Annotated in this window: 13 protein-coding genes; all 13 read right to left on the bottom strand. The window is 44.8% G+C overall.

The window, feature by feature from the left end; translation table 11 throughout:
• Window positions 1-84 precede the first annotated feature (84 nt).
• The 13 genes from FHS57_RS14680 to FHS57_RS14740 all read right to left on the bottom strand — a co-directional run bounded on the left by FHS57_RS14680 (window position 85) and on the right by FHS57_RS14740 (window position 14,996).
• Window positions 85-1,134 carry an SGNH/GDSL hydrolase family protein gene (locus tag FHS57_RS14680; protein WP_183974837.1) on the bottom strand — a complete coding sequence of 350 codons (1,050 nt, stop codon included), beginning with the start codon at window positions 1,132-1,134 and terminating at the stop codon, window positions 85-87.
• Window positions 1,134-2,330 carry a glycosyltransferase gene (locus FHS57_RS14685; protein ID WP_183974839.1) on the bottom strand — a complete coding sequence of 399 codons (1,197 nt, stop codon included), beginning with the start codon at window positions 2,328-2,330 and terminating at the stop codon, window positions 1,134-1,136. Before FHS57_RS14685 ends, FHS57_RS14680 begins: the two co-directional genes overlap by 1 nt.
• A 3-nt stretch (window positions 2,331-2,333) precedes the next feature.
• A complete protein-coding gene (locus FHS57_RS14690) occupies window positions 2,334-3,443 on the bottom strand; it encodes a glycosyltransferase family 4 protein (RefSeq protein WP_183974841.1) in 1,110 nt (369 codons plus the stop codon).
• Between the two features lie 83 nt (window positions 3,444-3,526).
• Window positions 3,527-4,450, bottom strand: coding sequence for a hypothetical protein (locus FHS57_RS14695; protein WP_183974843.1), 924 nt, complete (start codon window positions 4,448-4,450; stop codon window positions 3,527-3,529).
• Between the two features lie 145 nt (window positions 4,451-4,595).
• Window positions 4,596-5,573: a glycosyltransferase family protein gene (locus tag FHS57_RS14700; RefSeq protein WP_183974844.1), complete on the bottom strand. Its 978-nt coding sequence runs from the start codon at window positions 5,571-5,573 to the stop codon at window positions 4,596-4,598.
• A gap of 87 nt (window positions 5,574-5,660) precedes the next feature.
• Entirely contained in the window at window positions 5,661-6,845 is a 1,185-nt protein-coding gene (locus FHS57_RS14705; protein WP_183974847.1) for a glycosyltransferase family 4 protein, read from the bottom strand.
• 93 nt (window positions 6,846-6,938) lie between these two features.
• Window positions 6,939-8,042 (bottom strand): glycosyltransferase, encoded by a 1,104-nt coding sequence (locus FHS57_RS14710; protein WP_183974849.1) that lies wholly within the window; start codon window positions 8,040-8,042, stop codon window positions 6,939-6,941.
• 3 nt (window positions 8,043-8,045) lie between these two features.
• Complete coding sequence (locus tag FHS57_RS14715) at window positions 8,046-9,038, bottom strand: glycosyltransferase family 2 protein (protein WP_183974851.1); 993 nt, start codon at window positions 9,036-9,038, stop codon at window positions 8,046-8,048.
• Window positions 9,039-9,131: 93 nt separating this feature from the next.
• On the bottom strand, window positions 9,132-9,785 hold the full coding sequence (locus FHS57_RS14720; protein ID WP_183974853.1) for an acetyltransferase: 654 nt from the start codon (window positions 9,783-9,785) through the stop codon (window positions 9,132-9,134).
• Window positions 9,786-9,789: 4 nt separating this feature from the next.
• A complete protein-coding gene (locus tag FHS57_RS14725) occupies window positions 9,790-10,488 on the bottom strand; it encodes a WbqC family protein (protein ID WP_183974855.1) in 699 nt (232 codons plus the stop codon).
• A 90-nt stretch (window positions 10,489-10,578) separates the two neighbouring features.
• Window positions 10,579-12,648: a hypothetical protein gene (locus FHS57_RS14730; RefSeq protein WP_183974857.1), complete on the bottom strand. Its 2,070-nt coding sequence runs from the start codon at window positions 12,646-12,648 to the stop codon at window positions 10,579-10,581.
• A 2-nt stretch (window positions 12,649-12,650) separates the two neighbouring features.
• A complete protein-coding gene (locus tag FHS57_RS14735) occupies window positions 12,651-13,724 on the bottom strand; it encodes a DegT/DnrJ/EryC1/StrS family aminotransferase (protein ID WP_183974859.1) in 1,074 nt (357 codons plus the stop codon).
• A gap of 21 nt (window positions 13,725-13,745) precedes the next feature.
• The gene (locus tag FHS57_RS14740) at window positions 13,746-14,996 is read right to left on the bottom strand and encodes an ABC transporter ATP-binding protein (protein WP_183974862.1); all 1,251 of its coding nucleotides are present in this window, start codon (window positions 14,994-14,996) and stop codon (window positions 13,746-13,748) included.
• Window positions 14,997-15,008 lie beyond the last annotated feature (12 nt).

A 15,008-nucleotide genomic window follows, 5' to 3' on the forward strand; every position in this document is an offset into this window, starting at 1 on the left:
GGTTCCAATATCGCCCTTTTTTACTTTGTGTTACAAAGTAAAATTATTCACTTTGTATTTCAAAGTGAAATTTTGGTTTTTAATTCATTGATTCACCGCCATCGGAATCAACTGCTCTTTGGACAAATACTGAACTACCAACGTCGCAAACTCACTTCCTCCTTTTTCAGTCAAATGGCACAAATCACAATAATAGTCCTTTTGACGGGGTAAAAGCTGGTCCATATCCACAAAATAGGTACCATACTGGGCTGCCAACTTCCGCAAAATGGCATTGTGCGCCTTGACTCCCGTATCAACATTGACAGGGTCGCCCCAAAGCCACAAGGGCGATGGGTAAGGACACTTGGCAAAATCGCGGTAGTCGGTGTATCCACCGTTCCCAATCACGCTTGGTGGCACGTACAAAGCATAGGTCATCAACACCAGTTTTTCGCTTCTTTTACGTGCCTCCAATATAATTTGTTCAATATTGGCTTGATAAGGCTTCCCCGTTTTTATCTCTTTGCCGTATTGAACTAAGTCTGGATTGACCGTATTTAATTCTAAAAACTTCTTTCCTTTTAACTTATCTACCAACAAGTTAAACCCTTTATGGGTAATAAACGGCAACACCGTCCAGTTGACCTCGGGGTGTTGTTTGATGATTGCCAAGTCATAATACCACATCACGTGCCGATAATCGTCCGAAAAAAGTTGGCTCGGAATATTGTTGGCACGCGTCTCGTTGATGGCCTCGTAGTAAATCACCAAATCGAACCGCTGTTTACCCAACATTCGGTACTTATTGAGGTTATCCAACGAGGTATGTGCTGGAGTCGCGGCATTGAAAATGCGAACTTTCCGACCGTTTGCAGTCTGTTTCAACAACGAATCCAGCGTTTTATTAATCGGTAGTCCAAACTCTAAACTCACCGCCGAGCCACCCAAAATCAACAAGTCGAACGTATCGTCTTGTTGCGAAATGTTTTCTTTCTGAATCTTGACCAGTTCGGGATAGAACTTATCGGTAGGTTTCCAGAAAGGATACTTCATCACCACGGCGAGGGCTACGCGGCCCATCAGCTCCAACACAACCCACAGCAACACCAGCGAGGCCGTTGCCAGAAGGAAAACACTCCTGTTTGTTTTCATTAAAATAATAACTTCTGACAGAAAACCTCCGCAGAATGGTCTTGCAGATAGGGCTTACCGTCTATGTCAATCTGATTTAGGTGTAAATAACGATGCATCGCCTCCCCTATGGCTTCGGGGCGGTGCGGAGGGACTGTTACCCCCAGTTTATAGTGTGTCACCAAACCTTCCATGACCCCCAAATTGGAGGCAATCAAAGGCTTACTGTACTTAGCTGCTAATCCTAAAATATTACTCGAACTATAAAAATTGATGTAAGGTACCAAGACCACATCCACGATTTTAAACACTTCATTGGTACTATGCGGGTCAAAAAACCGAAAATGCTTTACAAATTGAATTTCGGGGTACTTTTTTTCGGCTTCTTGGATGGCCGAAAACAAGGTATTCTCATACCCTTTTTCTGGCTCACCGCATATCAAAAAACACATTTTTTGACGCTCTTCGGCAGGAATTTGCTTTAGTCCTTCAAGAATGTTGGAGACATTTTTTCGGGCTGATAAATGCCCGTAAATTAAAAACACACGACGGGCAACCTCCACTCCGTACTCGTTTTTGAGGGTTTCGACCGATTTCTCCGCCATTTTCCCCACTTCGATGGGGTCAGGCAAAAAATCGAAGCGTTGCCCAAAACGTTGGTTGTATTCTTTTACCCCTTGTTTATCATTTAGTAAAAAGATTTTCTCCAAATTCGGATTACGCAACATCCAATTGATTTGCAATCCTTTTCGTAACCCACGCAAGTCGCGGCGCACTTTTGCTTTCAAGGTCGAACCATCTTCGTAGTACTTACGAAAAGGCAAAAACAGCAAGCCTGACAATTTAACCCCCGATCGCCGAATTGCCCCACGACCTACCTCATACTGAAATGCGTCGATGTGCATAAAAATAATGCGATTGGCGTTGTATTCGTTGACCAAACCCGTCAGGTAATTCATTTCGGCAGAAGCACGACGCAATACGCTCGTTAGCGCCATGAATGCCTCTAATTGTTTCTCTGGAATATAACGAAACTGGACGTACTTCTCGTCTTTACCAAATCGCACTTTGGCTCCTTCGTGGAGCACAAATACAAATTGACTACGAACCGTTTCGGGCATTTTTTTGAGGTATTCTACCAAAAACTGTAAATAGTCCAAATGGTGCCCGCTGATGTCTCGGTCGTAAATAAGCGTACGTTCGGGAATTGTCATCATGCGTTATACCAATGCTTTATATACTTCTAATGTTTTTTGAGCGGTGGTTTCGGCCCTGAACAATGGCACACGCTCATAGCCCCGCTGACGCATGGTTTGCTGGAGGGTTTCATCATAGACCACTTTTTCTACCGCCGCTCGAATTGACTCCTTGTTTTCAGCTTCAAAGTAAACTGCCGCATCTTGGGCAATTTCATCAAATGATGTCCCAGTGGTAGCAGCTACGGGGCAACCGCAACTCATGGCTTCCAAAATGGGAAGCCCAAACCCTTCCATCAACGACGGAAACACAAATACCTGCGCTTCTTCGTACAGCTGAATCAAGGTCATATCGTCGATAATCGGTTGGTAAATCACGCGACTTTGTAACCCCTGCTCCGCAATCGCTTGTTTTTCTTCGGCAGAAAACCCTCCTCCTCCCGCACAAATGAGGTGCAAATCCTTGTCGTTTTTTAACAATGGCGCCACCGACTCAAAAAAACGGTCGAAGTTTTTGTAAAAATCGCGTTTACCTACAAAAAGGACAAAGCGATCGGGCAAGGTCAGTGCCAGCGAATGATTGGCCGTGGGCCGTTCAAAATAATTCCCCAACGGTACGACCTTAACTTTGGCTTCGTCGATGCTGAAATACTCTAAAATACTACGTTTGGTCGCTTCCGAAACCGAAATAACCACATCCGCACGCGTCAGCAAGCGTTGTTTTAATTCGGTAAGACCTTCGCCAAGCACAGGAAATTGCTTTCCGTACTTTTCACTTAGCGCATCATGAAACGTAATAACCAGCGGCTTTTTCCCTATTTTATCCAAAAAATAGGAATGATAGTAAGTAGGGTGAAAAATATCAAAATCGCCCGCGTTTAGCTTGGTAGAACTGCAAAGACGGTTAACCAGCGAAAAGGCTTGATTAGCCCTGAAATTATTTGCCAAACGTGCGTAGCCCCAAGGGTGAGCATAGGGCACATTGCGTAAGTATTCATTGTTAGAAAACTTCAAAGAGAGCTCAAAATCAACATCTTTTCGTTCCCAAAAAGCGTTCATCAACTCAAAGAAATACCGCGAAATACCTCCATACTGGGAGCCAGTGAAAGTCTGGTGGTCATATAAAATTTTCATGCAGTACGCATTACCGATAAAAAACGAACCGCATTTTGCGGAGATTTCCCGCAAAAGTACAAAAAAAGGGTTAACAGTTTGAGTTACTGGTCGATTTTATGGTAAAGTGGAAAGTACCGGATTGAATCAATCACGGATTGAATACGTTGTCGGAGCGATTGTTTCCACCCAGGCACCGTTGGACGAAGCTGAGTCCGCACCGAAAAAGGTGAAACTGGCACCTCTCCGTGCGATTGAACGCGCTGGAGATACGCTCTTTGCAACGCCAATGCTCCCAGATACTGGTTGACAATGTTATTGGAAAGACTTTCTCTAAAATTAAAAAATGCCAATGGCGTTTCTTGGTTCACTCGCCAGCCATTGGGCGTCGAAGTGACGATTCGTTCATGCAGGTTGTGCAAAGCGACATTCCAACCTAGGTTTTTGTTTAACGTAACGTTATCAAAATAAATGGGGATGTAGTTAAGCCAAAGTTGGTCGTGGTTCATGCCGTTGCACACGTCGAAATAGGCGCGGTCGGTCAAGCGTTCTTGCCACCATTTTAACAATTTCCGCGTGTTATCCGTCGCTTTCATGGCCCAAAAACCAGCATCGTACATGCCTGTGTTCAAAAACAGCTTTTCATCCCCGTACGAAGATTGCCCAAAGGTGCGCGTCAAACGCGGTGTCAACACTACCTCATTGTTTTGAAGCTGGGCTTCTAACTCTGCCCAATCTCCTAACCACCAGATGGTTGGGTCAAAATAAACAATTGCGTCTGCTTGCTCTTTTTGCAAAAAATAGTTGGCAAAAAAAGGTTTACTCGCTGCGGCAAGTGCTGTAGTATCATAGCGTTGCTGCATCGATGCTACTTCGCTATGGCCCAAGTCAGCGAATGAAACTCCCTTTTCCAACGTTCCTTCGACGGTTCCAATGTTAAAAGAAACACCAGCTGGAAGGCTTTCAGCCAATACTTTCACAAAAGGATATTGGTCGGGAGTACAAACAGTAAAAACAATCGTTTTCAATCGAACAGAGGGGTTTTGATTCAACAGGTATTTTATAGAACCTTCCCGAAAGTTTTGAACTTTCGAGAAGGTCACTTTTTTGAGACGTAGCCAGTTCCTTTTCGGAACCTTCCCGAAAGTTTTGAACTTTCGGGAAGGTCACTTCTTAGCTCAACAATCGCAAAGCGGCTTCCAGCGGTTTAATCAGCAACTGACGGACGCGCTGGTATTTATAGACAGGTTCTTTTTTGATATAAAAACAAGGAAACTGGCGATAATACGCGTTGTGATTTCGGAGTAATTCTTCCCGATAGTAGTCAAACAAAGGGTTCAAATCAGGACGTTTTTGAAAATCAAAACGGTCTTGGTATTTTGATACCACACTCGGCTTGGCAGGGTCATAACCACTGTAATGAAAAAACACCACGGGCTGGTTGTCATTCACCCAATGCTGGCCTTCGTGCTGGGAGAAACGCCGTTCGTGCATGTTCCAGTAGGCAGCATTCCATCCTGGGTGCTTTTCGACGTGGATATTATTCCAAAAAACGGGAGCGAAGTTGACCCAATTTTGATCCACAAAGAGACCCTTGCAAAGGTCAATTTTACATTCATCGAAAAGCTTTTCTTCCCACCATTTCACAAACTCCACCGCTTCAATGCTTTTGTGTAAAGCGATAAAACCAAGATTATACACACCCGTATTAAGGTGGTGAAGTTCGTTCGGCGTCAGTTGGTCGTCGATGGGCGTGGCAAGGTGAGGTGTCACCACAATATCATTGGCTTCGAGCAAATTTTCGAGCTGCGTTAACGGCTGATAAACAATAATATCGGGGTCGAAATAAATCACATTTCGCACCTGCGGCACCTTTTCAAAAAAATAGCGGATAAAATAAGGTTTTACAGCCGTGTTAAGCTCAGTAATGTTGTAGTGCTCACACATTTGGTCTAGGCCATCGATGCCTATGCGATGCAACTCTAACAACTCAAAATCAGGGAGTTTATCTTCTGGTACTTGGGCTACGTCCAAGCGATCGACCAATCCGATGATAAAACGAATATGAGGGTTGGTTCTTTTTAACGAATCGCCCAAGGTACGTGCCTGAGCCAAGTAGTTAATCGAACACAGCGTAAAAGCTAATGTCATTGTTTGGGTGCTATCGTGCTAATCAATGTGCAAATATCTGACCTACACGGGTAAATGCCAACTATTCCGTGGTCTAATCCACAAATGTTAGGGGTTTAAGCGGCGAATGGTTTCTACTACTTTGGCAACGCTGGCGTCGGTTGCGTGCCGTTCCAATACCTTTTCTTTGCCCCGTTTGCCTTGCTGACGGCGTAAATCGGGGTTCTCAATGAGCGTAATGACGGCTTTGCTCATCGCAGCTACGTCCAAATAAGGTACCACAAAACCTGCATCTTCTTCTACCAATTCGGGGGCTCCACCGCTTTTTTCAAAACACACAATGGGGCGTTCGGCTAAAGCCGTTTCCAATACCACTAACGGGTACGGGTCTTCGCGGGAGGTTAGCGTAAATACGTCGAATTGGCTCAAATACTGGAATACTTCCGACGTGAGCCCAACGTGAACGATGCGTTCCGACAACCCCATGCGTTCGGCGTCAAAGCGCTGCACTTCGTACCATTCCGAATCTTCGCGCATCCCTACCCACACAAAATACACAGGACGCTCACCCAAATGCTGAATCACTTGCTGGGCTACCATCATAAAGACGTCATTGCCTTTTCGCCATTCGGCATGGCCACACCCGCCTATAAGTACCGCGTTGGCAGGAACTCCCAATACTTTCCGAATGTCCGTTTTTCGGCCTTCTTCTATTCGTTGAAGAATTAATGGAATGTCTATAATTTGAAACGTGCTAATCTGAGCATCGGGGTATTGATAGGTAGCTTTGAAATAATTAGCAACGGCTTTCGACACAACAATCAGGTGATTGGCGTTCGTCATCAAATGCGCCATATCGTCGGGATGGCTGTATTTTTTGATGGACATTTCCAATTCGTGCGCAAACAAGACAGTAGGCGCAGATAAAAAACTCAGGTGCCGATAAGCAGCGGCCGCCGCAATGGTATTGGCAAAAATCAATCCGAAATCCTGGGCTTCCATCTCGGCCCGAAACTGCGCCCAACGCTTGGCTAATACTCGGTGTTTAATACGTTCTTCCCAACCAACCAAGCGTAATACTTTGGTTATTAAAGGCGAAAAATGCACATCCCCCAAACGAGGCACGCGCGTAGTGGGCACGACTTCCCGAAACTCCTCTTCCAATGGGCCGTCGCTACAAAGCAATAAGTGCATAGGAAGTCCCTGTTGCTTCAATTGTCGTAGCAACTGCAACAAGACAATCTGCCCCCCTGCTCGGTTTGCATCGTGGCTTATAAAGAGATTTTTTTTCATCGGTTAAAGCTAACTAATACCTTCCCGAAAGTTTTTACCTTCCCGAAAGTTCAAAACTTTCGGGAAGGTAAAGGAAGGCAAAAAACATATCGTTTAAAGTGTCGCAAAAAACTGTTTCCAATGATTGAGCTGGTTATGAATATCAAACTCCATCGCCCGATTGCGTAAAGTTTCTTTGTTGATAGACAGTTGGCCATTCATCACATCTTGCATGATTTGAGCTAATTTCGGAATGTCAAAAGCGGGTGCTACTTCACCCATTCCTTTTTGGACAAACTCGCTGATTCCTCCCGAGTTAAACCCAACGACGGGTTTTTGCAGGTACGCCGACTCTATCATCACCAACGGAAAAGGGTCTTCGCGGGAAGTAAGCACAAAGCCATCGCAGATATTGAGGTAATCGTAATAATCCTGTCCTCCTTTTGAGCCTAAGGCCAGAAAATTTAAACCTTCACGCTGTACGCGCTGTTCGAGGTAGTACGAAATGCCGTAGTCACTCTTGCTTCCCAACCACACGATGTACGCGTTTTTGGGCAATTGTGCCAAAATATCAGGAATCATGTCGTAGCCCTTGCGCATACACATCGTTCCTGACATCAACCACACAAAAGCATCGCTTGGCAAACCAAGTTCTTTTCTCAGTACGGCAGGGTCTTTTTTGAGGGTGATTTTTTCGGTATCAATAAACGAGTGTAGCAATTTTACGTTGGGCGTACCCATTCGTTCCAATTGCTCTGCTACTACGCTAGAGCACCCAATCGACGCTTTGGCATGGGTAAGCATCTCCGAAAACGAATCAGCGCGCACCATGTCGTACGTTTCCCACAACTCGTGTACGTGCACTACATAAGGTACGTTAAGCTTGCGCGCAAGTTTGGCAAACTGCGGCATGGTCATGGTGTTAAAATACCACAAATCAGGCTTAAATTCGTTATGAATCCGTTTGATATAACTCTCCTCGGGCGTAAGTCCGACGATTTTGTGATAGACAGCCTCTACAGAATAATACGGTAGCCCACGGTGAAATTTATGGAGATAGGTAGCATCGGCAGGGGAGTGTTTGGCAAACAATTCCCCCGCTTGGCGCGAGTAAACAGCGGTTTTGATGTCACTCCCCGAAAGGTGTTTAATCATGTACCAAAGAACCATCTCTGAACCCGTCCGCGCTCCTGTCGGTGTAAAAAATAAAATCTTCATGCCTTAGACGTGGCTCTTTGGGTCGAGCTTGTAGAAATAGGGTTTGTTACGAATGATTTTCCAAAAATAGGTAGAAAACAACCACACTTTACGGGTAAAGTCTTTTTGTTGCTCCAATTCTCCAAACGGATTGCGAAACTTAGAGACGTTGAGGGCTATTTTCCAACCAAAATAAATGGGAATCATCAAGTAATAATTGAGCATTAGTCCCAAAAAACGACCAATTCCAAACTCTTTACGTATCCACACCAAGTTGGAAAGCTGGATTTGGGGATAAAAACGATTGATAATCGTAATCAATACCTCTTTCCGTTTGGGGTTGCTCCCCCATTCGTGGTGAATATACCCACAGTCTTCAAACACTTTCAGCTTCCCGACCCGCCCCAAGCGGCAATTCCATTCGACATCCTCGCCGTATAAAAAGAAGTCCTCATCCAACAAACCCGCCTTGGCGACTACCTCGCGTTTTACCAACAAAAAAGCCGCAGGTACCCAATCCACTTGGTCGGGGTCGTCGTAATGCGTTTCGGGGATGAGTTTTTCGAGAACACGTTGAAAAATACGCCCAGGCGGCATCACGTATAAAGTCCGTTTGAATATAGCGAGACTGCGGTAAAAAGGGCGTGGCGTACCATCTGAGAATAGCTGTACGCCCCCGCAAGCAGCCGTTTCGGGCTGGCTGTCGAGACGCGTGACACACTTGGTCAGAATATCATCCAAAAACTCAGTATCGGAGTTCAGAAGTAAATAATAACGACCTTTAGAAGCTCTTATGCCTTTATTATTCGCCCTTGAAAAACCTGCATTGTAGCCCATTTGCAGCCACTGAACACCAGGAAATTCTTTGGTAATGATGGCATCGGCCCCGTCTTGGGAGTCGTTATCAACCACAATCACTTCAAAACTAACCCCCTTTGTATGCGTATAAATCGACCGAATGCAGTCGGTGGTTAGTTTGAGCGTTTTATAATGAATAATGATTATCGAAACGTCCATGTTCAGCGGTCAGTAATCAGCCATTAGCAGTTAGCAGGCAGCGGTCAGTATTTCTGACTGCCAGCTACTGTCTGCTAACCGCTGACTGCTCTTTTAATATACTTTAAAGCTTGGAATAGGTCTTTTTTCGGCGGGACTGCCCATGTAAACGCCCCAAGCCTCGGTATTTTTGGTGATAGACGCTGACATAGCAACCAGTGTGCCTTCGGCAATGGTCGTATAATCACGAATGGTCGCGTTTACTCCGAAAAACGAGTACGATTCTACCACACAGTGCCCCGAAAGCACGACGTGCGAAGTGAAAAATACGTGGTCTTTGATAATTCCGTGGTGACCAATGTGGTTGCCACTCCAAAGCACACAATTATTGCCTATTTTGGTAAAAGGCTGAATGGTATTATCTTCAAGGATAAAGCAATTTTCGCCGATTTCGTTGCCAAACCACGTCGCTTTTGAGCTGATGTAGGTAATAAATTCATATCCTTTGGCTTTGGCTTCGAGATAGACTTTTTCGCGATTTTTATTCATTTTTCGGCCCGTCATAGGCGCAAAAAACTTAAACTCCAACGGCGAGTAAAACGTTTCTACCTCCTCAAATGGCACAATAGGTAACCCCTTAAATTCGGTTTCTTTCAGGTATTCTTGATTGACCGTAAATGCCACCACTTCGTGGTCGGAATCGTGCGTTAAATAAAAATGAGCTAGTTCTGCGGTGTCAAGAACACCAAAGATGACCACTTTTGCCATAAGATTATACCAGTTCGTATTCGTTTAAAAACTGCTGAATGTCAACTACTTCATTGAACATTAGAATATCAATGATTGATAACCAAGGGACAAACTCATTTTTAAATTGAGCATACCCCACGGGTTTCGATTTTATAAAATTGAGCCGAATTCCTTTTTCTTCAAACACCGTTTTGTCGTAAAGCTCCGTGCCACCAATCGGATTGATGTAATGCTGCGCTTTTTCTTGCAAACAAATATCCAAGATTCGTTCTTGCGCTTTCAGGTGCGTATTTTGGTAAATCGCCGAACTAGGTACAATTTCCGTTTTAATCGACAAGTGCTCGGCCAAAACCCCAAAACCCGCCGCAATCCAGTCGCTCAATTTCTCGGCATCGAAATTGATAATTTTTTCCGTTACCTCAAAGGCCGTTAAATAAAATGGCGCTTTTTTGTAACCTTGTTCGATAGTTTTCAACAATTTACCTTTCCATTTTGGGTCGTTTGAAAGATAAATCTCATTGATAAGCTTATTTTGGCTGGCCTCTTTAAGCGGAATCGTGAACAAATACTCTTGCCCGTTGACCAAGATACGATTCCGATTGATCCAGCCTTTATTAATATAATTGACGTCATCGTACAGCACAAACTTATCTACGGCATTCATCAGTTGTAAGTACCCGATGTACGGCATAAAATAAGGTTGCATAATGGCAAGACGCATAGATTAATCGTTTTTAGAATGATGAATAAAAGAGGTACGCAGGTGTAGAGAGCGAACTTCTCGAAAGTTTTGAATTTTCGAGAAGTTGGTTTATTTCAATTTTCTTAGGTAGTAATCTTCCCCTGGCACAATCAGGTCTTTCATGGTGGTGTCTGTCCCCAAACGAATATCGGTCGGAAGAGGAGGAATGACATTTTTCGAGAAAAACAGATAATCAGCCTCCTTAGGAATGGGCTGAACACCTTTTTCAAAAGGATTAATAGTAATTAGGCGCCGCGAAAGGTGTTTACCGTACAGCGGATATTCAAAGTCATCGTTGATAGTACCCAAGGCCACCGTGGCGGAGTCGGGCACCATTTGGTCAAATTTTTGGTAGGCTTTGGTAATATCAGGACGGGCAAACGTCATCAATTCAATCCGTTCGGTCTTAAACGCCGACTTATGCCCAAGTGCGTCAAAAGGCAAACAACGCACGTTCAAAAACACCGCTAACAAGGCTGAAATACAGCCCAGTACTGTCACGATGCCTACGTAGGTTTTAAGCGCCCACGAGTAGCCCGATTTTTCGAGGCTATATTTGTGGCTAAACAACAGCGTCAAAAACAGCACGCCCAGTACCCCTGTTTCCTGAAAATAGCGTCCTTTCCAAGGGTCGTAAGGGGCAGAATAGGATAAGGCCGCAAAGTGCAACAGCAACGCAATACCCAGAAACCAATGCGCAGGCGAGCGCACTAGGCCAATCATCACCAAAAATAGCAAAGGAAACACCAACGCGAAACCGAAAATGCCCCAATAAGGGTTTCCATTAATAAACTCAAAACGGCGTTCAAACGTAAATGGAACAATTGAAAACTCCGTCGTTTCATCCAAACGCATCTTCAGTTTATCTTCCAAATAAACAAGTGGCTTACGCATAACGCGGTTGGCTTTTTGGCCTATTTCCACATTGCGAATACCGTCTAAATTGACAAAATCGTACGCATAGCGCACCGCATTGCGTGAACCTTGTTCAAATAAATTCCGAAAGCCTCCGTTGGAAGTCGCTCGCTCGATGGACTGGTGTTTGAGAGAAGTAGGTGGGCCAATGGGGTGGCCAAATACTTCAATGTTTTTTAAATAGCCCGTTGGCAATGTCCAAATGCAAAAACAAAGCGGAATCGCAACTGCCAACTTTCCTATGGCTGCCCAATTAAAAAAGCCTTTTTTAAGCCCCTTTTTTTCTCCCCACGCATTTTGTAAAAATACGGTATAAATCATCACCACAAATACCGAAGGTAGCAACAGGGTAAACGTTACTTTATGGCCATACACTACCCCAAGCGCTAGTGCCGCCAAGTATAAATAACGGTCTTCGCGCGTGATGCGGTAAGTGAACAAAAAATACAAAAGCGTACTAAAGTAAGCCGTCAGAACGATGTCCGTTTCGGTGGTGATGGCTTGCATTAAAAAATCCAAAAACATGGCAAAAGCAAACGCCGCAAAGAAACTCGCATTCAAGCGATTTTTCCCAACGCGTTGAGCAATGCCAAACACGGCCACGATGGTCATCCAGTACGATAAATGGTGGATGAGTTTAAAAGCGTTTTCAAAGCCCCCCGTCATCAAATAGGAATAAATTTGAATGGTGGTCACACTTTTAGGGTAGGTATCCATGTTCCAGTTGGTTCCACCAAAATGCGCCATCGTACCCCGTTGGATGTATTGCACAGCCCGATTGAGGTGGCCTGTCATGCTATCCCATTCGTTGGGAACGGTAAACAAGACAAGGATTAAGTTGGTGATGCCAATGACCGCTAGGGTCAGGATCATTATTCCAAATAAGAAACGAAGGTAAGCCCCACCGCTCACGTACCAGCGTTGTGCGGCGTGCCACCGATGTACCAGCATTGTCAGCGGCGCAAAAGGCGTTTTTTGGGGAGCTATTTTTGAAAAAACACCCCAAATCAACGTAGGAGGTACAAATACCCCCAACGCCCAAGCCCACGTAGCACTGGTAAGGTGTAAAGGGGATAGACAAAATCCCGTGAGAATAATACTACTCGCAAAAAGGAGAAACGATGTTAAGAGCCAGTCGATAAGCGACGGGCGACAAATTTGAGCGGCTGTCCGTCCGATGTATCCAACGAATACCCCGAAACATACTAAACTAAGCAATGCCATAGTTACAGATGTTGGTTTATCAACGTAGCTATTCGTCTAGCATCTTCGTGAGGTAGTTCGGCATGAAGTGGCAAACATACCACCCGCAACGAAATATCTTCAGACACGGGACAAGCTTCGGCTTCCTTTAAAAACGGAAGCTGATTGAGTGAAGGATAAAAATAACGACGTGGCACAATCTCGTGTTGTGCCAAAACGTCCCTCACCTGAAGTAGTTTTTCTTCCGACTCAAACACAAGTGGATAGTAGGAGTAGTTACGCTCTAGTCCATCGGCCCACTGAGGTGCCGACAAACGACTCCAATCGAGAAGCTCTGTATATACATCACAAACAGCTTTTCGCGCCTGAATTAGTTGAGGAACCATTGGCAAGTTACAAAGCCCCATTGCGGCATGTACTTCCGAGTTTTTCCCGTTGACCCCCATAAAGAAATAGTCATCTCCACGGTGCCCAAATGCCCGCATCAAGTGCATTTTCTCGTGACGTTCAGGAGTATTGGTCACAATTGCTCCCCCTTCTACGGTATGGAACAATTTGGTGGCGTGGAAACTACACGTGGCAAAATCACCGTAAGAGAGCAGCGATTTCCCCAAATAATTAGCCCCAAAGGCATGAGCCCCGTCATAAATGACAACGAGGTTATATTTTTGGGCTATTTTCTCGATGGCTTCCACATCACAAGCATTGCCATAGACGTGGGTAGCCAAAATCGCCCGTGTATTTTCGGTGATAGATGCTTCAATCAAATTGGGATTGATGCAATAGGTCGCAGGGTCGATATCGACAAAAACGGGTTTGAGGTTTTCCCACAAAATAACGTTGGTAGTCGCTACGTACGAAAAAGGCGTCGTAATAATCTCCCCAGCGGGTTCGAGTAGCTTCAATGCCATTTGGAGCACGATGGTGCCGTTTCCACAAAAAGACAAATACTCGACTCCAAGATATTCTTTAAGTCCTTTTTCCAACTGCTGGGCCAAGGGGCCATTGTTGGTCAGCTGTGAATTGTCCCAGATTTGTTTTAAATAAGAAACATATTCATCAAAATCGGGAAGGTATGTTTTGGTAACGTTAATCATTCGCTTGGACAATCCAGCCGTTTAAACCAATACTTCTGATTGGCTAATTTGAAAATTAAACTGAGGGCGTACATAACCAGGCCATTTGCCATACCACGTCACACCTTCACGGTGGTCTTCTACTTCAAACGAAACCGCTTCAGACAATTGGTATAAAACGGTAGAGGTATCTTTGACAACCATCACCGATATGACGTACGAACCATCATTAAGGAAGTTTCCAGGAATATCAAGCGTTGCCGACACCAAACCTTTGTCAAAAGACTGAGAGGTTGTCCCAACGTTAAAAATACACTCACCAGTAAAGGCATAAAGGTGCAGGCTCAAGTTAAGGTCGGCGCGCTCGGCCATGTTCCAAAACTCAATGTGTACTTTTATGGGGGTCGTTACGTCGATGTACAATTTTCCGCTGGCATACGTAGGCTTCACCCGAATACTACGGAAACGCACCTCATCGGTTCCTGGGCCTTCTTCGGGAGTTTCCCAAGTGTGCTCTAGGGTAGTTTTGGCAACGTGGCTCAAGTAGTTATTAACTACGTGGGTCGTATCTCCTTGTAATTTGAGACGACCGTGTTCAAAATAGAAAGCGCGGTTACACAACGACTGCACGGCGGCAAGGTTATGACTCACAAATAAAATGGTACGACCACTTTCCGAGACATCCCGCATTTTACCGAGGCATTTTTTCTGAAAATCAGCGTCTCCTACGGCCAGTACTTCGTCGATGATAAGAATCTCAGGGCTCAAGTGCGCTGAAATGGCAAAGCCCAAACGAACGTACATACCAGAAGAATAACGTTTTACGGGCGTATCCAAAAACTTATCAACTCCCGCAAAATCAACAATGCTATCAAACGCAGCCTTGATTTCGTGGCGTTTCATGCCCAAAATAGCCCCGTTTAAGAAGATATTCTCGCGCCCAGTGAGTTCGGGATGGAACCCAGTTCCTACTTCAAGCAAACTAGCGACTCGTCCTTTGATGGTCACTCGACCGTTGGTAGGCTCCGTGATTTTACTCAAAATTTTCAGCAAAGTCGATTTGCCTGCACCGTTGTGACCAATGATACCAACGCGGTCGCCTTGGTTCACGCTAAAATTCACATCACGCAAGGCCCAAAACTCCTCGTGCTCGACTTCGTCCTCTTCTCCCTTGCCAAAAAAATGCTTAAACTTCTCCGAAAAAGTATCTCGTAGTGTATAATTCTTACGAGCCTTTTTTTGGTGATCTATGATATATTTTTTGCTAATATCTTCCGCAACGATAACCTCCATTGGTCGTATAGG

Source organism: Runella defluvii, assembly GCF_014195535.1.
Taxonomy (GTDB): domain Bacteria; phylum Bacteroidota; class Bacteroidia; order Cytophagales; family Spirosomataceae; genus Runella; species Runella defluvii.

What these genes read in the sequence shown, in the direction of transcription:
- FHS57_RS14680 (WP_183974837.1), bottom strand. Translation starts at nt 1,134, where the DNA reads ATGAAAACAAACAGGAGTGTTTTCCTTCTGGCAACGGCCTCGCTGGTG.
- FHS57_RS14685 (WP_183974839.1), bottom strand. Translation starts at nt 2,330, where the DNA reads ATGATGACAATTCCCGAACGTACGCTTATTTACGACCGAGACATCAGC.
- FHS57_RS14690 (WP_183974841.1), bottom strand. Translation starts at nt 3,443, where the DNA reads ATGAAAATTTTATATGACCACCAGACTTTCACTGGCTCCCAGTATGGA.
- FHS57_RS14700 (WP_183974844.1), bottom strand. Translation starts at nt 5,573, where the DNA reads ATGACATTAGCTTTTACGCTGTGTTCGATTAACTACTTGGCTCAGGCA.
- FHS57_RS14705 (WP_183974847.1), bottom strand. Translation starts at nt 6,845, where the DNA reads ATGAAAAAAAATCTCTTTATAAGCCACGATGCAAACCGAGCAGGGGGG.
- FHS57_RS14710 (WP_183974849.1), bottom strand. Translation starts at nt 8,042, where the DNA reads ATGAAGATTTTATTTTTTACACCGACAGGAGCGCGGACGGGTTCAGAG.
- FHS57_RS14715 (WP_183974851.1), bottom strand. Translation starts at nt 9,038, where the DNA reads ATGGACGTTTCGATAATCATTATTCATTATAAAACGCTCAAACTAACC.
- FHS57_RS14720 (WP_183974853.1), bottom strand. Translation starts at nt 9,785, where the DNA reads ATGGCAAAAGTGGTCATCTTTGGTGTTCTTGACACCGCAGAACTAGCT.
- FHS57_RS14725 (WP_183974855.1), bottom strand. Translation starts at nt 10,488, where the DNA reads ATGCGTCTTGCCATTATGCAACCTTATTTTATGCCGTACATCGGGTAC.
- FHS57_RS14730 (WP_183974857.1), bottom strand. Translation starts at nt 12,648, where the DNA reads ATGGCATTGCTTAGTTTAGTATGTTTCGGGGTATTCGTTGGATACATC.
- FHS57_RS14735 (WP_183974859.1), bottom strand. Translation starts at nt 13,724, where the DNA reads ATGATTAACGTTACCAAAACATACCTTCCCGATTTTGATGAATATGTT.
- FHS57_RS14740 (WP_183974862.1), bottom strand. Translation starts at nt 14,996, where the DNA reads ATGGAGGTTATCGTTGCGGAAGATATTAGCAAAAAATATATCATAGAT.